Here is a 23,651-nt window from a genome sequence, read left to right on the forward strand (position 1 = left end):
ACGTACACACTGACAGCACAAAGCCGTCAGAAAAATTATCTTTTTCATCACGAATGTTGAATAATTAAGTAAACTATAAATGAATTATTGCAGGCCAGCGGCATCAATGAGCAGCACGTAAGTGCTGTATTTTATTTTGGCCCTGTTTTTTTTTGATCAATCCTGAAATGGCTGAGGAAGTCGACTGGAATAAACGGTCAACCGTACTCATCAGAAACTGCTGACCCGAAGCCGAAGAAACCGATACGCCCTGAATGGATTCGCCGCCAATGTTTTTGGAAAACTCCCTAAAAAATGATGACGGTACATATAGGCCGGCCAAACCATCCAGATCATACACTTCCAGTTTGACGGGCAGAATCTTTCCCGCATATTGCACCGAAAAAATTGAAAGCTTTATCCGCTGATCTGAAAAGCCGTTCACCACGGCATAAAGAAAACTTCCACTGGGCACTTTGACTTCCCCTACCATCATATCTTCCATCAGACGGATACGAATGCGCGATCCTGCAAAAGCGGTAATATCCTGATCAACGAGGCCTTTAACCTGCAAGGATGCCTTACCCTGGATATCAACAGAAGGTTTGACCCGAAGCAGTTTCCGGTCAGCAGATTCCTGGAGCTGCTTTAATCCTAGGGATTCTGCCTTTCTTCTGCTTTCTTCCTGAAAAGCAGGGTCACTTTGCTTACTTACGCTATCCATATAAGACATTTGCTTCCGGAAGATTTCCATTGGATCAGCAGCAGACTGGGCTATAATCCTGTCTTTTTGATCCACACGATCAACAGACTTTCTCGCGGCAGCCAAATCAGAAAGTGCCTTAACCATTTGCTTATCCTGAGCATTCATCGTAGCATGATAATCCTTAATATTAACTCTCGAAGCATTCCCTGCCAAGGGCACGTCACTACCAGCAAACCGGCCAGGATCATCCCTAATCCGATAGCCTCCTGCGCTGGATTTTAAAGATGAAGCAATGGAATCCAGACTCCGCTTTTCCGCATCCGAATAATTAGAGCGCAACACCGTATCCCGGATGAGTTCTTCTGAAATGGGATTGATCCCGGAGTACCCATCACTGGCCTTATACCGATCACGATAAGCATCCAGCTTTCCAGATAGTCCCCGATCCCGCACCTGGTCGGAGATATCAGCAATCTGACCGTTCATCCCGTCTGCGGGAACCTCCTGCTTCTTCTCTGAACTATTGTTATACACATAAAAGAAAAGACATAGAAACGGCAAGGCCAGCAGCGGCAAAACATACCGCGGCTTTTTGAAATTGATTTTCATACAATAAAATTTAAAGGATAAAAAAATAACAATGAAGCACTAGCGCTCCATGACTTTGAGTGCTTGTGATAACCATAGCGAATCCTGATGGGTCAGCTGCTGTTTCTTCAGCAGCGAATCGACTCTTTGGTTTAGCTCCATATTTCGCCTTATTTTTGTAGCCGTGCTCGATATGCTCTCCAGTCCCTGATAAAAACCAGCAGCCCCTATATCCATGCCAGAAACCATAGGTGCTCCTTTAGATCGAACAACCGTGTCTTTACCGCCAAAGATATCCCCGGCTAACACCATAAGAGAAAACCCGATTGATAATACCATAACTGTGAATACCGGTCTGGGATAACGAATCATGACCAACCGGCATTTCGCTAAACACCAGTTCCATATCGGACCAAAAGCCTCGTTGAGCTCTGATAAAAACCGTTTATCAGCCAGCCTAAAGTGAATTTTTCTGAACATTTTCCAGGTCTTTGTTTTCCAGTATTTTCCACTGGGTAATCAATACCCCGTGGGGATTATTTTCACTGCGTGGCATATCCCGCAATGTACCCTCAGTAATGAGTGATCGGACCACGGTCGCACTCCGCCGATCAATGCGCTGCTTCCCGAAAAACCGAAAATACCGTTTGGGCACATCCAGAAAGATTGAATCAGTTTGTAAGGTCAGCACTGAGGACGAAGAAAGCACCGAGCTGAAATAACCCTTCTCCTTCAAATCATTGTATTGCCTCGCCCCTGACTCATCCACCAGATACATCGCCTTTTTCATCTGGTATTCAATGAAACGGTCATCAGGAGTAAGTGAAAAAAATAGGGAATGGAACAAATCGACATCTGCCCGGTATTCCGCAGGCCTGTTTAATTGTACGTCCGTCTGTTTGGCGAGCATCGGTACATGGTTGTCCAGAATGTAAATGCTTTTTCTGGCCGAATTCACCTGCCGGTAGGCAAAGAACGACACCACAATAGTAATCACTACCGAGCTTAGCAGACTCCCTAGCGACACGAAAGTAGCCAGGCGGATCTTGGATTCGATATTTTTAATCATCATCATCAGAAAATAAAAGGTTAAAATCAAAAAAGAAGGTCTTAAAAAAAGCTGCCCCCTGCTTTCTTTGCTACACCCATCACGGTCTGCGAGCCCCTGCCAAAGTTGGAAGCCGCTGAACTGATGCCCGAAGTCGAAATGATCCAGGTGGAAATGCTGGGCACGGTAAACATACAAACCGCTCCGATCACAAAGCTTAAAATCACCGTACCAAAGGAAAGAATCCCATTTCCCGCAAACCAGGCCATTTTCTCCAGATTAGCTCCCGATCCTTCTTCCCCTATGAGTTCCTTATAGCGGTTGATCTCTACGGTCATCGCATATTTTTGCATCAGCGCTACCAGATACATCACCAGGTATCCTATGCCCACATACAGGTTTACCGAAATGAACCTGGCAATCCAGGTAGACATTGAATCGCGGAAGGAAGGCAAGATACTCGCGGCCACAGCAAAAGGTCCAAGAATAATCAGAATGGAAGAATACAGGATCTGGATCATGAAAAGCACATATACCGCGATGCGTAGTATCCATATCCCCAGCAGTTCCAGCAGCTGCGTCAAAAGCAACTGCATCCCAATTTTAAGCCTGTTCTTGAGTTCAATCACCGGACTGACTACCGTAGACATGCCTTCTTTGATGGTGGAAGTGATCGAATCCCATGCCCGGCCTGCCCAGGTATCTGATTCCTTTTCCGCCAGCTCAGTCTCTGCTTCAAAATTATATAGCGCATTGGCCACCTTTTGCATGTAATCCGCCCTGGTCAGCCGCAATGCATTCACGTTAGCCTGCTCTGAGGCAAACATCTCTTCAGTCTTTACGGCAACCAGATCAGTTGGAAAAGCGATCATTTTAGTAAAGCCTCCCCACCACATGATCACCATCACCAGGCCAAATGGCCTAAGCAGCGGCATAATCTCCAGCTTTTTATCTCCGGATATCATATCATAACTTTTTATCGCAAAGAAAATGATCATAAAGATCGCAGCAAGCGCCTTGGCATCAGTGATAAAAAGATCAAAGTGCGTCCAGATCGATTCCCGTAGTCCCTTTAAAAACACCATCATGCCTTCCTCATAAACTCCATTGCCCTGCAAAAACTCAAAAGCACTCTTGTTGTCAGGCTGCTGCGCTACCGCTGAAACTGTGCATCCTATTATAATGAGCAGCACCAATATAAATTTCATTTGTTTCATCATCTAGTAGGTTAATGTTAGAACTTTCGATCTGCTAGTACCCTTCTGGCAACCTCCGCATCGGAGATGGAAAGAGAAACGCCAGCAGGATTACCTGAATCCACTTTTGATTTAGCCGAAGACAAGCGCATCATTTTCTCAGCCGCCGCCCGCTTGGAAGTCCAGATGCCCTGGATCTTTCTAAACTCTAACAGCAGACGCTGGTAGGACAATATCCTGGACCCCCTGTCCTGATTGGTTCGCCGGCTCCCATCCAGCCGCTCGGCAAGCATGGCAATCTGATCCTTATACCAGTCATAACTTCCTTCGCTGATTAGCCTGGCCTTAACCGAAGCCGAAAGTCCGGATAGGATATCCACCCTGTCCGGATCAGTAACCGGCCTGAACTGCGAGGAATAGTAAAGCAACCAAAGCGGATCCGTATCCGAAAACAAACCTGCATGTGCACCAATCTCATCCAAAGCCACATTCCGGATGGTATCGCTCCCCAGTTCCATGTTTTTATCCGCCGACTGCATAGTGGCTAGCAGCCCCATACGAATCGTTTCATGCCCGGTAGCCGAAAGCGGTCTCAGATCTGTTCTAGGATAGTTAGGATGCAGACCCCAGGTCAGCCAGTAGTAAGGATTCAGCCCCAGAAAACCCGAAGTCGGCGTAAACTTTGCCCTGTCCCATGATTTAAAAACCATGCGTTCCTGCTGGTTGACCCCACTTTCATCCCTGATCGGGGTTTGACCGGTTGCGACTGAAAACAAAAACATAATACCCATCCCCATCAGCAGCAAGTGCCTGCTAAATCCAGAAAAAGCACCTTTAACACTATAATTTTTCATTTCTTTAAATATTTAGCTTTTAATAAAATTTCTTCCACTATCCTTTGATCCGAATTAATAAACCCGGCAAATGGATTCAGGGAACGAATGATCCCGCGTTGTCCCGTCCAGTACATTGCCCTCCAGGCGCCGTAACACAGGCCAGAAATAATATGCAGTTCATCACTGATCCTTTTCAGAAGTTCATCTCTGGCGTTATAATCCATGAGTACATTGCCCCCCTGCTTCAAAACAAAATCGCCAACCTCGCTGATCAATCTTCCCGAACGCAAAGCCACTTCCCTTGCCATATCTTCAGCAAAGAGCAGCAAGTAAGGTTCTTTTCTACCCATTTCCACCATGGCATTAGAAAAAGAGATAATCTGATCACAAGTGCTGAACATGCTTTTCAGCATCAAGCCATTTCGAAGTGCGCCATTGACATTGGAAAGACCGGTATAAATTAATTCCTGCGCAGTAACCACTGAGCCGACATTCAGATTAATGTGATTCAGACTGTTTTCTATTTTTTCCTAGGTAACTTTGGTGAGTTAATGCTGCCGAAGTCCTGACAAAAGCATTTTCAGTAATAATGTTAAAATGCCCGGCATCATAGACAAGGCGCTGAGCAAAAACAGCAGGCGAAACCATCCCCACTAATCCTAAAGAAAACCCAAGACTAAACCAAAATGAAATCTGACACCTAAAAATCTTCAAACCAGCTTTCATAAACCAAGAGCTTTAGCCTTCCGCAAAATATCCTCCACCACACTTTTATCCGTACTGATGAAATCGGCAAAAGGATTTAACCGGCTAATCATCGAAGAAAGGTTAGCATGATCCAGTAGCCTGACCATTCCGGCAGACAATGCCGCAATCTGTTTCAACTCTGTCAATACGTGATCAAATAAGATCTTCCTGTCTGAAATTTTCATTTGGTTTAAAGCCCCGTAACTTAACACCAGCGCAAACAGATAGCCCGATAAATCCTTTGCCCGGAGTAAAAACTCCACTTCAGCCTGATATACCAAGGGCAGCAACAGCGGATTCAGGATCGCGGCGTTGTACAACCTAGACTGTTCCGCAACGATCTTAGTCACCAGCGGCGATGCATTCCATCCCACTTCCGCGGCAGAAACCGCCATCCCCAGAAATGAAAACCTACTTTGCAGCAAACGGTAAGAATCCTTGAGCTTAAAAAGGAGTGTTTTGTTCGCCTGCTCATTCACCGTATTCTGCGCCTGGCGATTCCTCGAAGTTTCCTGACGATCATGCTCTGATCTGGATGCCGCAACCAGCTGATGGATCCCCGCAATATTGAGCGCCTTTCGCTGTGCGAACCCGCTACCTCCATACAACCCGCCAACACTGAATAAAACACAAGAAATCAATACTATAAAGTTTTTCATATCCATTATCTATGTAAGTATTTCGCTTCCGTTAATACACTGTTTGCAATCCGCACATCCATATTAATCCAGGTGCCCCAGGGGTTGAGCGAGGCAAAAATTCCTTTCATTTTCGCCCAATACATCGCCCGCTGCATCCCATAAGCAATGCCCCGTAGAATCCGCATTTCATTAGCAATATGGTTCAGCAGTCGGGAGCGCTCCCCGGCATCCAGCAAATTATCCCGACCGCCTTTGAGCACAAATCCGCCGACCTCAGCAGAAAGCTTTATCGCCCGGAGTTTAAATTCCCTGGCACCCTCTTCTGCAAAAAGCAACAGCAATGGATTGGCCTTTGCCAGCGTGACTGACTTTTCTACATCCCGCACAATGTCAATCCCGATGTCGCCAATTTCCTTGATGGAGAAAAGGTTATTCATCACCGCACTCACTTCAGATAATCCTCGGTATATCTTGTCCTGTAAGTCGTTAACAATTACCAATTGCCCGGTCACCGCGAGCTGGCCCCTGGCGATCAGTGATAGCCGCTCATTATTTTTATCCAGCTGATTATTGATTACCGAAGTGTGCACCGCAATGGCGCCGGAAGTTACCGGATCTACATAGAGCGTCTGCGCCCTTACCTTAAAAATAAAAAAGCCTGATAGCATTACCATCAGGCCCATGGGCAATCTGCCCATAACCAAAAACCTTTCCATATCCATAACATTAAGTGAAAAAAAACTATCCGTCAACCCTGGGAACCAGTTTCGTTATTTACCCCAACGACAAAGCTTCCCAAATCCTTTCCTGAAGAAAGAAAATCAGCAATAAAGTGTTTAATCGCTTCCTCATAAGATCCGGACTTTAAGCGGTAATATTCCACTGCCCTTTTCTCCGGCTTCTCAGTTGTATAACACAGATACTGGGCGAGCGACACCTCAATTCCATACACTTCCCCAACCGATCCCCTTCTGATATATACTTCTTTGAAAGGGCCACGGCCGGCCTGATTGTCCAGCTGGTTGATTGAAAAGATCTTTCTTCGCTCAACCTCACTGATGGAAAGCAGCGCCGCGATATCCGCATAATTGTCTCGAAACTTCCGCTGATCCAGCAGACAGACTGTATCCGAATTAGAAATGATGCTATCCTTGACAATCGCGTTTCCAATAATATCGCCAAGTTCCTGCGTCACTACGATTACCTCTCCCCAGAACTTCCGCACCGTTTTAAAAAGGAACAGGATATAATCCGCCATCAGCGGAGAGGCCAGGCTCTTCCATGCCTCTTCAAGAATGAGTGACTTCCTGAAGGCATTCCGGAACCGCATCTTCTGAATAAAAACATCCATAATGATAAGCGTTACAATGGGGAAAAGAACCTTGTGATTTTTGATCGAATCAATCTCAAAAACAATCATCCGTTCGGTCAATAGCGATGCATCCGCATCCTCATTCAGAATCTGTGCAAACTCACCTCCTTTATAGAATTTTTTCAGTACATAGCGGAACTCATCCAGATCAAAACTGATCTTTTCCTGCTCCTTTATTTCCGGAATCTTGCCTAAAGCAAACTCATAAAAAGAATCAAAGTTCAACTTAAAACCACCTACCTTAAGCCTTTCAAAACCAGATGAATAATATCCACTGATTACTGCAGCAATCACATCCTTTTCCACTTGCGTGGCTACGCCATCTGCTCCTTTCCAAATCAGGCAAACCAGCGTAGCGAGAAAATCCTTCTTTTCAATATTGTACTCCCCTTCAGAAATCGAAAAGGGGTTCATCGTGATCGGCGCCTGCTCAGAATAAGTCAGATATTTTCCGCCGAAATAACTGCATAAGCCTGAATAACTGTGTCCGGTATCTACGATGACAACATCCATTTCATAGCGCAAATACTGTTCAATGAGCGCATTCATAAAAAAAGACTTCCCGGATCCTGATGGCCCCAGCACAAATTTATTCCTATTATTGATCCTGCCGGTTTTCATGGGCAGATCCAGCGGATCCATCGCCAGCGGGATCCCTTGTCGGTCCGTGAAGCGGACCAAAAATGAAGAATCCTCATCCTTGGGTATCGACTCTTTAAAAAATAAGCACAGGGCAGCTTCGGCCGTGGTCAGAAACCAATCATACTTTTTCAGCTCCGCTGAATTTCCAGGCAGCACCGTCCGGAAAAGTTCCATCTGGTTATAAGCATTTGCTGAAGGGATGATGCCAATCTGAAAAAGTGCAGATTCCAGAAAATTACAGGCCCTGGATAGTTTATGCTTATCTGCGCAAACCAACACGTTGAAGTGTGCATGTACCAATAAGCGGTTATCCCTGGCCACATCATCCAGCAGCAAGGAAATATCCTCCACACAAATCTGGTTCGCAGGATCAGGTATACCTGAATGGCGCTTTCGCTTAAGCTCCAAGCCCCTAAGCAGTGATGGCTGCGCCGGCACCTCGATCACCTGATTAAATACCATAACCGAAAAATCCGGTACTTTAAACAAAAAATGTAAAAGATCAGCAGGAAAGCCGGATAATGCATCAGCTGCCGAGAGAAAGCCTGAAGTAGAAAGCGAAGCAGGCAGATTGATCTGATCAATATCAATTAATGAAACCGACCGAAAGGCCCGCTTTCCCATACCCACCTCATGGTCACCGGGACTAAAGTTATCCAGCACCAGATTCCCATCTGAAAAGTTAAGCGAAAGCATTCGCATCACATAACGGTTAATTTCTTTTTCCCTGAGTAACACTGGTAAACAGCCTGCCTGCTCCAATACTCCCATTATCTTATTGACCATCAGCTTAAAATCCCTTCGCAGCGCCGGATCATACACATAGAACCTGCCGCGAGGTACCTGCCTGGTCAGCACAAATACGGTTTCCAAACCAATGTATTCCCGTCCACGGAAATGGGCAAAATAGGTCTCGTCTAAATAACCAGCCCCCAATTCCCCGCCTGCATAAAGTGCCCTGAAAAACACATCCTGTTTCTGCAATACATAACCTTCGCCCAACATCTTTAAAATCCCCAGGAACAGCGAATGAAATGCATTATAACCCGAAGCATCCCCGCTATATCTCAAAACCGGATTAACCATTCGTATCAATACCGAGAACTCCCCATTCATTCCGTAAAGCAGATCCATGTCCGCAGATAAATCAATGCCCAGATAAGGCACCCTGAATTCATTTTGCTTTTGCATATCTGTTTATTTTAGAAAGTTGATTAACAGGATAAAAAACACCCATAGAAAAAGCTTTATCATGAAGCCCTTTTTTCTGGCGGGCACCGATATAAAAAAAACCAGAAATAATGATCCCGGCCATAACCACCGCCCCTAAATACATATTAATGATCGCCATCGTCAAAGCGCCGATCACCAGTGCACTCAATAGCAGGCCTACTGCCCAATAGATAAACTTTCCCTTGAAACCCTTATAAACCATCGGTTTTTGCAGCCCCTTATAGACCGGAAATGACCTCGACATGCTACAAACCGAAAAAGGCCTTCACAATCAAAGAACTCAGCACCAGAAACAGGCAGGATCCGCCCCAGCCCATCAGTTCCTTATTGATATCCTGATCACCACTGTTCCACTTCGAATACACCCTGATCCCACCAACAATTCCCACGATCCCGCCAATCACCAGTGCGATGTTTGTGGCCGGATCGACATAAGTCTTCAGGGTAGAAGTGGCCGTATTCAATCCCGTCACCCCGCTTTGTGCAAACAAGTCACCAAAAACAGAAATTAATACCAACAGGCAAGACAGCCTTACTACATTCATCTTTTTCATTATCAAAAAATTTAAGTTTAAACCTCACCCCAATAGAAAAATCAGGGCACAAAAAAAGCCGCGGAGTAGCAGCAAAAAATTAAAACGAACCAACCAATTAAAACCCAACCAACTTAAAGACCAAAGAAGCCGGCAACCATCAGTCCCAGGACCAATACAAAAAGTGAGGAGAAAAACCAGGCCGGCACATCCATACTCACATCCTTCCCCATCTGCCATTTATGATAAACGCTGACGGCACCTGCTATAGCGATCAAACCTGCAAGCACGAAAGAGAGGTCTCGAAAAGAAAAAACGAACCGTGCAGGAAGCTTTCCGCCTGCTGCAGCTCAGCTATTCCATTACCAGCTCCTGCTTGTAAAATCAGTAGAACCTGAACCGGCATTCCTGCCAAAATAACCCAAAGACTTTCCATAACCACCTCCCAACGAAATGTTAATATTTTACCTTGCCCGTAAACTCTATACTTTCTGACCGGGCCAGTTCAAAGAGTTGTCTGATGTTCACCCCGGCAGAGGAATAAATGGGCGACTCCGGCACGAAGGTATCACCCTCATCAATAAAATAATCGATCTCCTCCCCATCACTCACCTTGACCGGGAACATCGTCTCATCCTCCGTATCTACCTTGACTGATATCAGAGTATTATCGCCTACATCAACCGACCGCCTTACTTTTAGTAAATCAAAACCGATATTGGCGGAATAATAAAAAAAGTAGATACCCAGTATCCATGTTAAAAAACTGATCCAACTCATCATTCAAAATTTTCAAGAGATTCCTTAATAAAACTTTTAATCTCGGGATGCCTTTCAAAAAGGTAGACAATCGAAAAAGCGATCACCCTATTCATATCCAGACCCGAAGCCAGCTTCAGCCGGCCAAGCAAAGCTACCGTGCGGGCATCCAGCCTGGGATGAAGCAAATGCTTCTGATCGCTACAATCGAATTCCCTGATCCGCGAAATGATATCCGAAGCTTTCTTACCCTTACCCGATACCGGGTCATCTTTAGTAGCATCCACCTTTTTTCCTTTAGCACCAACCACCGGATCTTTGTTTGATGGGATCACTTCCCCCGTTCCGATACTCTTTCTGAGTTCATCAGCGAGTGATTTCATTTGTGTCTTCATATTGAACCATTTAAAATATTAAAAAAAGTCAAGCAGGCTTAACCTCCAGATAACGCTCATAGACCTTTTCAAAGACCGGCAAGATCAGTGGAAAAATCATCATTGGCGTCTGAAAGGTATTGGTCCGCTGGAAATCAATACGGTCAGCAATTGCGGCTGATATCTCACCAAATCTGGAAAGCTGCAGTTCTACCTCGCTTTGCGTTTCATATTTGACATTTCCCTTGATCCTGTTGGGCACAAAGACTAGTGGCGCATCAGGATTGATCTTGCGGAAAACCACCGAAAAAAGAATCGTTGAATCAAAACTCAGTTCATCATAAGAAAAAGGACAAAGGGTCAGTTCTGCTGAAGAGAACACCGGCAACAGTCCATCATCATCGAGTTTCCCGGGGAGATCAATAATTACAATATGTTCAGGCTTGGCACTGAGTACGGTATACATCGAGGGAAAATGTTCCAGCCCGGCCGCGATCACTTCATATGGCGCTTCATTGTCCAGCACCTTTCCCTTCTCGTATTTTTGGGCCAGAGACTGCTGATAATCCATATCAATTACCGTCACCTTTCTTTTTTTGACCATCGTTAAAAAATTAGCTAATAGCAGCGCAAGCGTACTTTTCCCTGCACCGCCCTTTTGGTTTCCTATTAATATAAGCATATCAGTAAAAATTTAATTATCTGGTATTGGTCCTGGCCATTCCCTTTCTGGCCCGGTTGCGGCCAAGAATGGCCTCATCATCGATATCGTCTCTCAATTCCAGTAGGCCCATATCATCCGCACCTGTTTCGGCAGCCGCCAATTCACCGGAGCGTTCATCACCATTGCCAGGATCAAAATTCCCGGTATCCTGCTTTCCTATAAGCTGATCAATAATGTGATCCACCCGATTTAGCTCAGTAGACTCCTGGGAAACTCCTGCCGCGAGCATATCTTTTAGCGGCATCACTTCAGCGCCTTTAAAAACCCGCTGGCCGGCGTGGTCTATGATCGTATAACCGTAAGGAAGCTTGCCCTTAGCGCTATGAAAAACAAGCTCAAATCCAAGCTTTTCCGATGCAAAGGCGGCAAAGTCCGAAGTATACCGAATCGGCGCAACAGACCGGTAATCAGAAATGGGGACCGGAATCAGCCGGGGGAAATGAACAGGAAGATATTTAAGAAAAATTTGCCTGAGTTGATTGGCCCGCTTTTTATCAAAAGCCATAAACCTGGAATGAATCAGATTAAGATCAACCTTTCCCAGCACCCTGCCATAACGGAAAAGTTCCAGCTTTCCCTCAGCCTCACGAAGATCATAGCCACTGCTTTCCAACAACAATTTAAACTGAGCAAGGGTTGAAAACTGATAAGCAAGCGCCGAACTGATATCCTTTTTACAGACCACCTCCGGATCAATACCCTGCAAAGCATTCAATGCTGCTACTGCTCTGATCCGCTCAAACCCCGACGAAATCTTTTTTCCTTCCCGGTTTACACGGCAAGAAACCAGGTGCACATGATGGTTATCCGTATCGCCATGAAAAACAATCAGGTAAGGATTCTTGCCATAACCCATCTTCTCCAGCCAGCGTTCAGCTAAAACTGAAAGTTCCTGAGCAGAAGTAGATTTACCGTCCGCAGAAATGACCGCGTGAAACTGGGGTTTGGCAATCCTGCTGTTTCCAGCGGCCAAATGTTTAAGGTAATTGATATAGTCCTGAGGACGGATATCAGAAAGAGCATCCATGGCGCGAAAGTTTCTGGCCACCATCAGCTCGCCCATCCCCCGGTCGACCTTATCTGTATTATACCGTACCGCGGCAAAGCTGGCAGATGGACTAAGTATCTTGACAATCATATCGCTTAAGATTTTAATATCAGGATCTCATCTTAGCCAGCTCATCAGATATCGCGTTATAGTAATAGCAAATGAATTTGTTAATTTCAGATCAGGATTGATAGTGATCAAGCTATTTAGTTCGTTAAAGCGCAACATCGACCGCACTAAAGCTAACAAACTAGCAAATGACCTTGCAACCTGCTGAGTAAGCTAAATGACTAATCAGCTCACTGAATATCAGGAGAACAATTGATTAGGCTAACAAAATAACTCAGTAGCAAACTTGCTAACTAACAAAACAACAAAATACTAAACTATCTGGCCATCACATTAGCTAGCTACCCAGCAACCTGATGAGCTTTCTCATCAATCGTTCGAGATTCATCTTAATTTTGTTGTATTTCCGCAGCTCTAACAGCAACCTGTCCACCAACACACCTGATAGCAGTCCATCCTGATTTAGAATATTCGCATAACGTGCGAGCTGATTAATATTATTTCCAGCTCTTGAAAGTTCCAGGCCTATCACATCTAAATTGTTCATCATTAATTTTGAATCTATCACCATTCTTTCTCCTTCAGAGAGGACCTTTTTACGGATCAGATCCGCTTTTTTCATCCCTGAGGCTTTCTCCATTGCCAGGATCAGGTCAAACTCCTCCTCCGTAAACCGGACATCTATTTTTTTGATGCGTTTGCCAGAAACTAATGGAGGCCTACCCCTATATCTCATCTGCTATCCTCCTAAATTAACTTCTACAACCTATATGAAAGTTCAAAAAGGGAACGAGTTGCGAGTTTCCTTCACCCTTTATGATGAGCGGATCCCGCGAAGAGATAAAGGCAAGATTCTTTTTGTCCGACAAAAAGACATCTTGCCAATAAAAAAACAAACAGTACCTCATCCATATTACCGAGCTTCTCCTCTTAAAAGAACCGACAAAGAAAATCTGAACAAACCCTAAAATCAAGGCATAAAAAAAGGGGCCTCCCGGCCCCTCCCACCTTAACCAAAACACAAACAAACCATGTGCTTAAAAAAGGTAATCCGGAATTACTCGCGTCAGTCCATACAGACCGGGCCGTCGCCTGCCCCTGCGCTTTCATATATTGATATCATCTCAACTTCACAGGATTTTCCGCTCCTCGCAGAATAATGCTTCATTCCCAAATGTCAAAGATCCAATTGACCACGGTTAAAGCAGTTTATGCTATTACCTCCGATAGGCCTATATCTAACTAGCAGCTAAATCAGCTAACTAAGTGTCTCGACACAAACCTATTCACGAATTGAATGATTGGAAATTTTTGAACTATATTGGGCTATATTGAACTGTAAATGAACTCAATATGAACTCAGATATTTTAATATTCAGGATTATATGTTTAATTAAACCTTTAAAAAAGAAAAAGCTATCTGTGGAATTTTTGGAAATCCAATATTCTCAGCCTGATGTTAACAATACGAGTGCTGGGTAGCATCGATCAGTAGTTTTGAAAGCTGAGGACTTTTTTATGTTATATTTACCGTCACAAACAATCTATAAATTTCGATTGGCATTTTGGTTACAGATAATAAAGCAATTCTGGAAAGACTCATTAAATTAAACGACTCAGCAGTTGTTGGGATTGATTTAACAGGATCAGAAAATAAAGCTTCAGGATGGGCAGTCATTCAGAATGGAGATGTGAGTACGAGAAAAATCTTCAAGAATGATGAGCTGATTGAAGAAACTGTAAAGATGAATCCTGGAATTATTGCGATTGACTCTCCTCTCTCACTGCCAAGAGGTCGGATTTCAGTCTACGATGATGATCCTGGAAGGCAAATTTATGGGATCACAAGGGCTTGTGAACGTGAGATGTTAAAAAAAGGAATCAGATCTTATCCGCCATTGATCCAAAGTATGCAAAAGCTTACCTTAAGAGGCATTAACTTAGCAGGCGAGTTCAGGATATTGGGCTATCAAGTGATAGAAAGCTTTCCAGGCGGCGTTCAGGACATACTTGGTCTTCCCAGGAAACAGAAAGATATTAAGCAATTGGTAACAGGGCTTGCTGAGATGGGTCTAAAGGGCGCTTTCTCCAAAGCCCGGATCAGCCATGATGAGATTGATGCTATAAGTGCTGCACTTGGTGGACTTTTCTTTGTCGCTGGAGAATATGAAGCGGTTGGAGACCATGAAGAAGGCTGTGTGATACTCCCGAATGTTAAACACCGCTAAGCTATGTATACTGTCAGAAGTGAACGTTAAATACAAAATTTTAGCAACAAAACGATAATGGTTGCTGGTCAACTTTCCTGAACTGATCAAGATGTGATGGACCCGCTATTATATAAGGAAAATATGCCTTTGGCATACTCAGCAAATTATCATATTTGCGAGCACGAAAAATTTGTCTGGATAAAGCAAACTAAAAATCAGCTGAATTTTACACCGAACGCAGTTCCTTCTTTGCTTTCACTTCCAGCTTATAAGTGAAGTCCTCCGCGAAATTATAACTGTACACCGTTAAATTCATAGCAATATCCTGTTGGAAAATCCGCTTCACATGCTTACAGAAAATAGATTGGAAGGTTCTCAGGTTCACCTGAGGTTTGCAAACAACGGAGATTTCATTATCTGATTTCTTTTCCACAGTACTGATGATACCTGGCCAGCGTTCCTTGATCCGAAGTGGAACTGAATCATAATAATATTGTTGAATAAAAGTACCTGCTGCCTGGATGAAACCGTTTGGCAACACTTCACCCGACAATTGCCTCCATACGCCATTTAGCCTGGACAAACGGGCGAGCAATACATTTTCATCACGCACACACCACAGGTCATCACCCGGGTTCTGAAAAAGTATAAAGTGGCGGAAGTTTCCATAAATATCCTTGAAGTGGTAATCGAGTGCTATCATCATGTTTGGTGTACGAAATTAGGAATCCCTGGGAAAGTGATCAATATTTTCTATCCACAATTTGTTGGCAAAAAACTGAGGAAATGTGCGCATACATGCTAATCAGCTAAGAATGATATTTTTATTGAATCAATCAATTCTGCCGTGTTAGGTGCCATTTAGGAATTATCTAAACCAAACGGTGCATACTTCGTACGGTAGTTATCAGCAAATACTTCAGTATATTAACCAACTTAGGATCAGCCAGACGAAATCAAATCTTGGTACAACTACAACCGATTTAAGCGTCTACAATTTCTTTAGCATCCAAACACAACTGTTTTTGTTCAAGATCAGCCAGATGATCACAAAGGAAGTTCCAGTGTAAATGCAGATCCTTTATTGATCGTGCTTTCCACAATAATTCGTCCCTGATGAAGCTCAGCAATCTCTTTGCATAAGTAAAGACCGATGCCAAAGCCAGCGATAGACCCAAGCTGTGGGTTTTTGATTCTATAGTACCGTTCAAATATCTGCTCCTGGTCTGCTTCACTAATGCCCATTCCCTTATCCTCAACCGTGATGCTCACCCTTTCATTGATGATGCTGGAGGATGATATGGTTATAGCGGTATTCATAGGGGAATATTTAACCGCATTGCCTATCAGATTGTGGAGCACCTGTGCGATTTTTTCCCTGTCCGCGTTTAGCTCTACGGATGCTACCTTTTCGAAAAAAATCTGGTGAGTGTGAATGATGGAAAGCGTTTCTTCTTCAAGCTCCTTCATTAATAATCCCAGATCAAAAGGTGTTTTGTTAACAAGCATTCTTCCCGAATCGAGACGTGAGATATTTAGAAAACTGTTAATCATAGCTGTCATATTACGTACCTGCCTGGTCGACTTTTCAATAATATTTTGCTGAGAGGTATTGCCTGTGAGCATTGCGGTACGCTGCATCAGTTGGAGGTAGGCATTCAGGGAGGTTAACGGGGTTTTCAGCTCATGGCTAACCATGCCCATAAAGTCATCTTTGCGCTGTTCATCCTTTTTCTGCTCAGTGATATCCCTCAAAGTGCCGTTCAAAGTGGCTTTTCCATTGTGATTATAAAACACCTTTCCGATTGCCTGGACTAGCCTGTCTTTGGGGTCACCCGGATGATAAATACGGTATTCAATAAAATAATGCCCGTCACTGCTATTGAAAGATTGTGTGATGGCTTCTGCTACCCGCACTCTGTCTTCCTCGAAAATAGCAGAAACAGCAGTCTCCAACTCCATATTGTTTTCGCCAGACAGACCAAACCAGGATTTTAAAAGATCGTTGCCTGAAAATTGGTTGGTCTCCGGTTCATAGTAGAATGTAGCCAGTTCGCCGGCGACGGTAGCCATGGTAAGCATCTGTTGATCTTTTTCACTGGCACGGCGATCCAATACCTGCTGGGTGATCTCATCCAGGATGACCAAAACTCCCGTAACTTTTCCATCTGAGGAAAATACAGGTTGGTAAATCGAATTGACAATAGCCTCACGTAAACCATCCTTATCTAGTAACCTCACAAGAAATTCATCGTTTTTACGTCTTTTGCCTGTCTCAAACACTTCCGTTAGCCATCTGTTGACAGGTTGTCCAATCAGCTCGGGGCGGGCAACAGCGTGCGGGAGCCCCTTCACTTCAGAAAGTTTACGCCCCCAGATTTTAAGAATCGCCGGATTAGCGATTTCAATAATATGCTCCGGTCCTTCAAGTACGGCGATGCCTACCGGAGCTTGTTCGATAATCGTTTTCACATGCTCGCGGCTCTCCCCTAAGAGTTTCAATGACCTGTTCAAATCCTCATTAGTCGAACTAAGTTCTTCCATCGTAGTGGCCATCTCTTCAATCAGCGCCTGCTCATTTTCTTCTTTATGCTGAATTTTCTGCAAATACTCCCTTCTTGAAGTGACTTTTCGGGCGGTATTTAAAATACACCAGGTTTTGCCTTTCTCATCCCGAAGTGCCCTGTATTCGTAGTCGTAAAAATCCAGTGTAGATATGCCATTCTTCAAAACCCGGACCGGTGCATCCTTTACTGAATAGGTTTCACCTGAATGCCATACCTTTTGCAGCAGTGCAAAAAAAGGCTGGTCCTCAAGTTCAGGTAGCGCCTCCATCAAAGGTTTGCCTATCACCGTAGCAGTTTTGCCCCAGACCCCCAGCATGCCTTCATTCGCAAAACGGATGATCATATCTTCACTGGAGTAAATGGCTGTAGCTTCGGGAGAATAGGAAAGGGCCTGGATAATCAGCTCAACGCTAAACCCCGCATCAGGAAATTGTTTGTCAGTATTCATTCAGAATCCAAACATAAAAAAAATGGTTGAAACTTCGTAGTGACTGAAACTTCTGCAAATAGGAATCAGAGCAGACATACTCCCACACACAATTGAATCAGAAAGCATCACTCCCTTACCAATGTCACTGTCATGGCTATCTTTGCATAAAGGCACATCTAAATTTATTTAAAGTCCTGTCCTACAAACTGATCATATCAAACAGTATTAGTTTTTTTAACAAACCTTTTCCAGTCATTTATGTCTAACTAATACAGAAAAGATAACTGAAATGGAAAATAATAAATCAAAAGAAGAAATAATTCAGGAACTTAAGGAAGTTCATGAAAGTGTCGCTAACAATCCTGCAGAAAACTATGATAGCAATGAGGTAAATGACACCATAAGTGATCTTGATGAACAAATCAGTGGCAGTGATGCAGACAGCGACCAGTCACTTAATCCTACATCTGACGAAGCTGAAAAGCAGAAACAAAGCAAAGGAAGTGATGCTGCAAAAGCTTAAGTAGCAAATTAACAAATAGACGAACTAAAAAACATACCTATGTCTACTCAAAAAAAACCAAGAAATCAGAAGATCGTCCAAAACCTGATGCGCAACAAAAAGCTAAACCAGCAGCAGCTGGCAAGGACACGAAAAGCAAGACCTCCACAAAGGAAGCCAAATTTGAGAATCCAAAAGATGACCCAGCCTGACGCTGCATCAATCAGTCGGAAAGTAGGATTATTCCACCTTCCAACGGATGCATTCCTTTCCGTCTGACCATGAAAAATGGTTAAATGCTTCAGCTGAAACTGCTGAGACTTATTAACTAACTAATGAATCAAACAAATGTCTGTACCTGGCTTATATCCACTTTAAATACATATAATAGTCAAATCCGACCCAACACACAAATAAGCCGTAAGATTGCCTACTAAAAACCATTCCATCATTGTGGAGTTGAATCAGCAACATTCTTAAACTTTGATGCCTTGCTTTTTGCTGCTCCTTAAATGCCTATCACTATGAAACTATCATCTCTTCTTTTGTCGATTTGTCTTTTAACAGCTGTTCAGATCACCGTTGCACAGGGGCAGTCTACATACACTTTTAAAAAACCATCGGCGAACGGAACCGGCAAAGTTTATATGGGTAGAGAGATTGCCCATGTGATGAGTTTTGAGGGAGTGGAATGGCTAGAGCGGAACGGCCGGGTAAAGGAAGAAAACACCAATCTGGCGCTGGTTTCCCTGCCGCTGAAAAATAACAGCATTGTAGCAGACATTGGTGCGGGATCCGGCTTCTACACTTTTAGGGTTGCGCAGCGGATTCCAAAAGGAAAAATATATGCGGTAGAAATCCAGGATGAGGCAATCACCTTTCTCAAAAAAAAGGCATCCGATGACCGCTATACCAATGTAGCAATGATAAAAGGTAACGAACAATCACCAAATTTACCAGCCAACTCCATAGATCTGGCCTTCATGGTGGATGTTTATCATGAACTGCAATATCCTGCGGCATACCTGACAGCATTAAAAAAAGCACTCAAACCCAATGGCCAGCTACTATTGCTAGAATATAAAGCAGAAGATCCTGCCGTAGCCATCAAACCTGAACACAAAATGAGCGTCAGACAAGTCAAAAAAGAACTCTCGGCTAATGGCTTTAAGCTCGTCAAAAATGGTACTTTCCTACCCCTACAGCATTTTTTGCTATTTGAAAAAACTGACTAAATGTAGGTTAACTTATTACTGCAGCAAAGATAAACCATTATCATAAAATTTAAATATCAGAATAATCCGCGGGATACAGGAACAAGGTTACATTTTTTGAAACATTATGCTGATACTGTGGCAGACCACTAATTTTTTTATATTCAGGACCAAAAGCCGCCCAGTGACTATCCCGATCCGCCTTATTGTTGAATGTCGTTAAATACATTAAGTTGGGCATTTTACTTCCTGAAATGACCTGCCCGTAAAAAACAGCGTTAAAATTCAACTTTGAAAAAATGTCGACCTCATAATCGTTAAACATTTCAATTTTGTTAAGAGAAAGACCTTCGGTCGAAGCCTCATAACTTCTTAATTCATAAACCCGTTCATTTTTAGGCGTAGTAAGTTTTGGCAGCGCATATTCCGGCATCGCAGCGAAAGCCTTCAATAAGATAGATTCGATACGGGTATACGGCGCATCGTTATATGGTGCTTCCAGATACGGTTTTCCGCTTTCAACATAAGCTCCATCCTTGCCCATCGAAACTTGGGTTTTATCCAAATCAATCAGCTTCTTAAGCGGTATAAATACATAGATAACCCTGTCCGAAGTATCCTGAAGGATCGGCTTAAAAACACCGACATCCTTAATACCTGAGCGATGCAAAGCCGGCAGATAGGCCGATTTTAAATAAGCATCAATTGTATTTTCCTGCGCAGCGGTTTTAAAATGATAGATCTTAATCTGATAATAAAAGGCCGGCTTGACAGCAAAAACATGTGTTGTCAAAACAATTAAAACAACAATAGAAAGCAATATTTTATTTAGGGAAGACATCAAGATATATTTGGTTTAAATTAACTACTCCGTCTCTGTGAAATATTGAGGTGACCAAATTTAGCATTATCCTAAGTTAAAAAAACATTTTTACAAAAATTTTATTGATACTCCTTGAAAATGTATCAGATTATACCATCTAGTCAGCATATGCAAAGACTGTATATTAGCATTAATGTAAATCCAGTGCGATTTCAAAACTTAGCATCACATTTATGGGCTGCGTCATTTGAAAACAAAAATATGACTATCAGCAATAAAGATTCCCGAAGCGGGTTTGTTAATAGTCCATAGCTCACAGGAATATTTCAAACATAATATTGTTGAATATTGTTAAAGGAGAAATAGCATTTCATGTCCCCTGCTCCTAATATTATTTTTCTTAAGTCATCTGTATCCAAGGCCGAACGGGAACTCATCACGGGCTTGAAACTCGGTGAGGTGTCCGCTTTCAACCAGCTTTACAACATGTATGCCTCTAAACTAATGGGGGTCCTGACACAGATCGTTAAACAGAAGGAAACTGCAGAAGATCTTCTGCAGGATTGTTTCACGAAGATCAGCCAAAACATTTCTCGTTATGATCCAAATAAATCCAGGCTTTTCACATGGATTTTGAATATTGCCAGAAACGGCGCAATTGATCACATCAGAAAGCGCTCGTCGCAAAATCAAAAATACACCTACGAGCTTGAAAGTGGATGCAATGAAATTGAGAACTGCTTCACTCAAAGCATAAATACCGATACGATAGGCATGAAAAAAATTGTGGCATCTCTGTCGCCAAAACAAAAGAAAATTGTTGACCTGATTTATTTTCAGGGATACACCCATACAGAAGTTGCTGAAGAACTGGACATTCCTTTAGGCAGCGTGAAGACCTCTCTTAGAAATGCAGTGGTTAAACTTCGCATGATTTATTGTATCACTCAAAATTGGGCGGCATAGGTACGGTAATCATTTAAATCTATTTTTAATTTATCTAAGTTGCCTATCATCCAAACAGATTTGCCTTACCTCGATAATCGGTTATTATCTGAGTATTTGAACCCTTGCGCTATTGAAGAGGTAATTTACGTCGGATGGTTTTGCTACGAAATCTCAGCCATACACGACCCTTGAAAGTCAGCAGAACGCCTTGCAGCGCTCATCATTACAACCAGTACATATCTGGTGAGCTTATTTGCTTCAATTAATCACATACCGTCAGGCCACTTTCGTCAGGCAGCATGATATCTAAAAGAAATATATCCACATTGAGGCTATATATTTCCGGTAGCATAGCTTCAACGAAGCTATAACCACACAGATGTTAATTCTAGTCAGTAGAAAGAATTCCGAACATCCATTATCCCTTCTTTATCCTCAACACACAAATCCGCTTTTTGATAGTAAATTCTGCAACTTATTCATATCCTGCTCTACGGGTAATTCGCTATTTCGAAGTTTACCAGCTTACCATTCCGGTAAATCTTACATACTTATATTACAACCTATGGGAATTTGCTTAGTATAAAACTAAATTACCTATTAGATTTAGAGTGGTAAACTTAAGCAATTCCCCCTCTTAGATTAATAATCTTATCTTTGCATTCACTTATGAAAAGAATAATAATTGTAGAAGATGATGAGGCAATCTCAGAAGCGACCACGTTGGCATTAGAAATGAGCGGCCATGAAGTTGTCGTAACGAATGAAGTAGATTCGCTGTTTCAATTGATTTACAAATTTGGGCCTGATATAATTCTGATGGATTATAGTATAGGAAATGCAAACGGAAGAAAGCTTTGCGAAGAAATAAAGCTTGAACTTAAATATGATAATGTTAAAATCTTGTTATTTTCTGCTGCTGTAAGTGATGAAAGTGAATTCAGAAATCCATTATTCAAATACTTTGACGGATTTGTTCCAAAACCATACGATCTTGAAGATCTTCTGTCCAAAATTAATGGACAATATGAAGTTAATTAATTTAAATATCACTCTCAATTTTTAGCTTCATTTGCTAAAGGTAAAAAATGAAAAGGCATTTTTTGCATCTGATTCAAAGCGTAACAGTATGAAACTGAATTCCAGAATAGATCCTAATTAGATACTTACACCACGGTATGTAAAAACACTGGCATACCGGGACGTCGCGCATTTCTGAACCACTCTTCAAGTTGTCTTACTGCTGTAGCTGTTATTACCTGTACTCCTTCTGGCCCGCAACGTAATACGATTTCCTGCTCCCTTTATTATCGACAATTATCGTCTCTCCATTTCTGGTCTGATCTGTTTTAGGTAAATGAATTTTCATAAACTCCCGGTTCTCACCAGTGATGTAGTCAGGGTTGGCCTTACTGATTTTATCAATCGCATCCTGCAATACGTCAATCATTGACCTATACAATTTATTTGCTGGCACTTTGTTGGCTAATGAATGCGGAGAGATACTAGCATCATAGAGGATTTCATCAGCATAAGCGTTGCCAATACCCCTAATTGACTTTTGGTCGAGTAAAACGGTTTTTATATCGCTCTTTTTCTTAATTAGCAACTCAGCAAATTGCCTTTGCGTGATGTCCAATGCATCCGGCACTGTCGATTCCGGTGGATTTAATATGGGGCGAGCCTGATTTTGAAAATCAGTAAGGTAAAGCGATTCCTTCCCAAAATTTAAGTGGAAGATTGGAAACTTCGGCGGATCTCCATCGACTATCCTCAACTCGCCATGCAACATCAAATGGAGACCAAGCATCATGTTGCCGATCTTAATGCGTAACTCCTTTCCTTCCCTGGTAACTGACTTCACTTTCTGAGCCACAAGCGCACCAAACAGTTCTTCTTCAGTAGCCACTGTTTTCCTGGATACGTGAAGCTCCAGAGATTTGACAATTTTGCCTTCAAGTTTTTTCATTAGGTTTTTCGCCATTACGGCTAAGTCTGGAAGTTCTGGCATAATCACAAATCTACGGAAAAACCAAAGTGTATACCGTTGTCTTGTGAATAGCTTTTCTACGAACTTGTTGATGAAATAGTTACATTGATCCCTTACGTTAGGGTAACCAATCATCGAGCGATAGCTTAGCTACTAGGTACGGCTCGCTCATCCTGTGTGTTTGGTTTTACTATGAACATTCACCTCTTACCCATCCTTATCCGGCAGCATATATGGTGGCAAATAGGATTTGACTATTAACTGGCAAACATCAATTCAACCCAACCTCCTAGGGTCGACCTTGTTGAACGTTAAGATTTTGTAATCGTTGATGGTTTAACGCAAGACCTACATTCCATATTTGGGATCCAAAAGAACATATCTAAAATAATCATATATTCCTACATGCTTTATTGCTATGGACGATCAAAAAATAAGATGTCCTTGACGATGCTAACGTAGATTTGAAAGA

26 protein-coding genes and 1 pseudogene are annotated in these 23,651 nt (G+C 42.8%); 5 read left to right on the top strand and 22 right to left on the bottom strand.

The genetic code is table 11. From position 1 onward, the window contains the following. Positions 1 to 103 precede the first annotated feature (103 nt). The 18 genes and pseudogenes from traM to ON09_RS04465 form a co-directional block, all read right to left on the bottom strand. Positions 104 to 1,171 carry a conjugative transposon protein TraM gene (gene traM / locus ON09_RS04385; protein ID WP_157258837.1) on the bottom strand — a complete coding sequence of 356 codons (1,068 nt, stop codon included), beginning with the start codon at positions 1,169 to 1,171 and terminating at the stop codon, positions 104 to 106. A 162-nt stretch (positions 1,172 to 1,333) separates the two neighbouring features. Further along, entirely contained in the window at positions 1,334 to 1,753 is a 420-nt protein-coding gene (locus tag ON09_RS04390; RefSeq protein ID WP_010599844.1) for a hypothetical protein, read from the bottom strand. Beyond that, positions 1,731 to 2,348: a conjugative transposon protein TraK gene (gene traK, locus ON09_RS04395; RefSeq protein WP_010599845.1), complete on the bottom strand. Its 618-nt coding sequence runs from the start codon at positions 2,346 to 2,348 to the stop codon at positions 1,731 to 1,733. Before traK ends, ON09_RS04390 begins: the two co-directional genes overlap by 23 nt. A gap of 35 nt (positions 2,349 to 2,383) precedes the next feature. Beyond that, on the bottom strand, positions 2,384 to 3,538 hold the full coding sequence (locus ON09_RS04400; protein WP_010599846.1) for a plasmid transfer protein: 1,155 nt from the start codon (positions 3,536 to 3,538) through the stop codon (positions 2,384 to 2,386). A 17-nt stretch (positions 3,539 to 3,555) separates the two neighbouring features. Continuing rightward, positions 3,556 to 4,035, bottom strand: a complete 480-nt coding sequence (locus ON09_RS25095) for a hypothetical protein (protein WP_157258839.1) — start codon at positions 4,033 to 4,035, stop codon at positions 3,556 to 3,558. Positions 4,036 to 4,367: 332 nt separating this feature from the next. Continuing rightward, the gene (locus ON09_RS04410; protein ID WP_010599848.1) at positions 4,368 to 4,835 is read right to left on the bottom strand and encodes a hypothetical protein; all 468 of its coding nucleotides are present in this window, start codon (positions 4,833 to 4,835) and stop codon (positions 4,368 to 4,370) included. A gap of 16 nt (positions 4,836 to 4,851) precedes the next feature. Next, the gene (locus ON09_RS04415; RefSeq protein ID WP_010599849.1) at positions 4,852 to 5,079 is read right to left on the bottom strand and encodes a hypothetical protein; all 228 of its coding nucleotides are present in this window, start codon (positions 5,077 to 5,079) and stop codon (positions 4,852 to 4,854) included. Next, complete coding sequence (locus ON09_RS04420; protein WP_157258840.1) at positions 5,076 to 5,759, bottom strand: hypothetical protein; 684 nt, start codon at positions 5,757 to 5,759, stop codon at positions 5,076 to 5,078. The genes ON09_RS04415 and ON09_RS04420 overlap by 4 nt, the downstream gene beginning before the upstream one ends. Before the next feature lie 5 nt (positions 5,760 to 5,764). Continuing rightward, positions 5,765 to 6,457: a hypothetical protein gene (locus tag ON09_RS04425; RefSeq protein WP_051010173.1), complete on the bottom strand. Its 693-nt coding sequence runs from the start codon at positions 6,455 to 6,457 to the stop codon at positions 5,765 to 5,767. A gap of 32 nt (positions 6,458 to 6,489) precedes the next feature. Beyond that, positions 6,490 to 8,946: a TraG family conjugative transposon ATPase gene (locus tag ON09_RS04430; protein WP_010599852.1), complete on the bottom strand. Its 2,457-nt coding sequence runs from the start codon at positions 8,944 to 8,946 to the stop codon at positions 6,490 to 6,492. Continuing rightward, positions 8,930 to 9,190, bottom strand: a complete 261-nt coding sequence (locus ON09_RS04435) for a hypothetical protein (RefSeq protein ID WP_010599853.1) — start codon at positions 9,188 to 9,190, stop codon at positions 8,930 to 8,932. The genes ON09_RS04430 and ON09_RS04435 overlap by 17 nt, the downstream gene beginning before the upstream one ends. A 43-nt stretch (positions 9,191 to 9,233) precedes the next feature. Continuing rightward, complete coding sequence (locus ON09_RS04440; RefSeq protein ID WP_010599854.1) at positions 9,234 to 9,542, bottom strand: DUF4134 domain-containing protein; 309 nt, start codon at positions 9,540 to 9,542, stop codon at positions 9,234 to 9,236. Positions 9,543 to 9,655: 113 nt separating this feature from the next. Further along, positions 9,656 to 9,826, bottom strand: a pseudogene (locus ON09_RS26775) (DUF4134 family protein); the annotation flags it as partial. Positions 9,827 to 9,977: 151 nt separating this feature from the next. Next, complete coding sequence (locus ON09_RS04445; protein ID WP_010599856.1) at positions 9,978 to 10,304, bottom strand: hypothetical protein; 327 nt, start codon at positions 10,302 to 10,304, stop codon at positions 9,978 to 9,980. Beyond that, on the bottom strand, positions 10,301 to 10,675 hold the full coding sequence (locus ON09_RS04450) for a hypothetical protein (protein WP_157258841.1): 375 nt from the start codon (positions 10,673 to 10,675) through the stop codon (positions 10,301 to 10,303). Before ON09_RS04450 ends, ON09_RS04445 begins: the two co-directional genes overlap by 4 nt. A gap of 28 nt (positions 10,676 to 10,703) precedes the next feature. After that, on the bottom strand, positions 10,704 to 11,336 hold the full coding sequence (locus tag ON09_RS04455; protein ID WP_010599858.1) for a ParA family protein: 633 nt from the start codon (positions 11,334 to 11,336) through the stop codon (positions 10,704 to 10,706). A 16-nt stretch (positions 11,337 to 11,352) separates the two neighbouring features. Then, positions 11,353 to 12,516, bottom strand: a complete 1,164-nt coding sequence (locus tag ON09_RS04460) for a relaxase/mobilization nuclease domain-containing protein (protein ID WP_010599859.1) — start codon at positions 12,514 to 12,516, stop codon at positions 11,353 to 11,355. A 316-nt stretch (positions 12,517 to 12,832) separates the two neighbouring features. Next, entirely contained in the window at positions 12,833 to 13,231 is a 399-nt protein-coding gene (locus tag ON09_RS04465; protein WP_010599860.1) for a plasmid mobilization protein, read from the bottom strand. A gap of 829 nt (positions 13,232 to 14,060) precedes the next feature. Here ON09_RS04465 and ON09_RS04475 point away from each other — a divergent pair. Beyond that, positions 14,061 to 14,723 (top strand): DUF429 domain-containing protein, encoded by a 663-nt coding sequence (locus ON09_RS04475; RefSeq protein ID WP_010599862.1) that lies wholly within the window; start codon positions 14,061 to 14,063, stop codon positions 14,721 to 14,723. A gap of 208 nt (positions 14,724 to 14,931) precedes the next feature. Here ON09_RS04475 and ON09_RS04480 read toward each other — a convergent pair whose 3' ends face one another. Together ON09_RS04480 and ON09_RS04485 are read right to left on the bottom strand one after the other, a co-directional pair. Beyond that, positions 14,932 to 15,411, bottom strand: coding sequence for a hypothetical protein (locus tag ON09_RS04480; protein ID WP_029204113.1), 480 nt, complete (start codon positions 15,409 to 15,411; stop codon positions 14,932 to 14,934). 341 nt (positions 15,412 to 15,752) lie between these two features. Beyond that, a complete protein-coding gene (locus ON09_RS04485; RefSeq protein WP_010599864.1) occupies positions 15,753 to 17,720 on the bottom strand; it encodes an ATP-binding protein in 1,968 nt (655 codons plus the stop codon). Between the two features lie 271 nt (positions 17,721 to 17,991). Between ON09_RS04485 and ON09_RS04490 the strand changes: the two genes are divergently transcribed. Next, positions 17,992 to 18,225 carry a hypothetical protein gene (locus tag ON09_RS04490; RefSeq protein WP_010599865.1) on the top strand — a complete coding sequence of 78 codons (234 nt, stop codon included), beginning with the start codon at positions 17,992 to 17,994 and terminating at the stop codon, positions 18,223 to 18,225. A 503-nt stretch (positions 18,226 to 18,728) separates the two neighbouring features. After that, entirely contained in the window at positions 18,729 to 19,439 is a 711-nt protein-coding gene (locus tag ON09_RS04500) for a class I SAM-dependent methyltransferase (protein WP_010599867.1), read from the top strand. Between the two features lie 49 nt (positions 19,440 to 19,488). Here the strand turns inward: ON09_RS04500 and ON09_RS04505 are convergent, their stop codons facing one another. Beyond that, positions 19,489 to 20,259, bottom strand: coding sequence for an NIPSNAP family protein (locus ON09_RS04505; protein ID WP_010599868.1), 771 nt, complete (start codon positions 20,257 to 20,259; stop codon positions 19,489 to 19,491). 354 nt (positions 20,260 to 20,613) lie between these two features. Between ON09_RS04505 and ON09_RS04510 the strand changes: the two genes are divergently transcribed. Both ON09_RS04510 and ON09_RS04515 read left to right on the top strand, forming a co-directional pair. Further along, complete coding sequence (locus ON09_RS04510; RefSeq protein WP_010599869.1) at positions 20,614 to 21,207, top strand: RNA polymerase sigma factor; 594 nt, start codon at positions 20,614 to 20,616, stop codon at positions 21,205 to 21,207. A 651-nt stretch (positions 21,208 to 21,858) separates the two neighbouring features. Continuing rightward, positions 21,859 to 22,230: a response regulator gene (locus tag ON09_RS04515; protein WP_010599870.1), complete on the top strand. Its 372-nt coding sequence runs from the start codon at positions 21,859 to 21,861 to the stop codon at positions 22,228 to 22,230. Between the two features lie 214 nt (positions 22,231 to 22,444). Here the strand turns inward: ON09_RS04515 and ON09_RS04520 are convergent, their stop codons facing one another. Then, positions 22,445 to 23,314 carry a DNA-formamidopyrimidine glycosylase family protein gene (locus tag ON09_RS04520; RefSeq protein WP_010599871.1) on the bottom strand — a complete coding sequence of 290 codons (870 nt, stop codon included), beginning with the start codon at positions 23,312 to 23,314 and terminating at the stop codon, positions 22,445 to 22,447. Positions 23,315 to 23,651 lie beyond the last annotated feature (337 nt).

It is taken from the genome of Pedobacter agri PB92, assembly GCF_000258495.1.
Classification (GTDB): Bacteria; Bacteroidota; Bacteroidia; order Sphingobacteriales; family Sphingobacteriaceae; genus Pedobacter; species Pedobacter agri.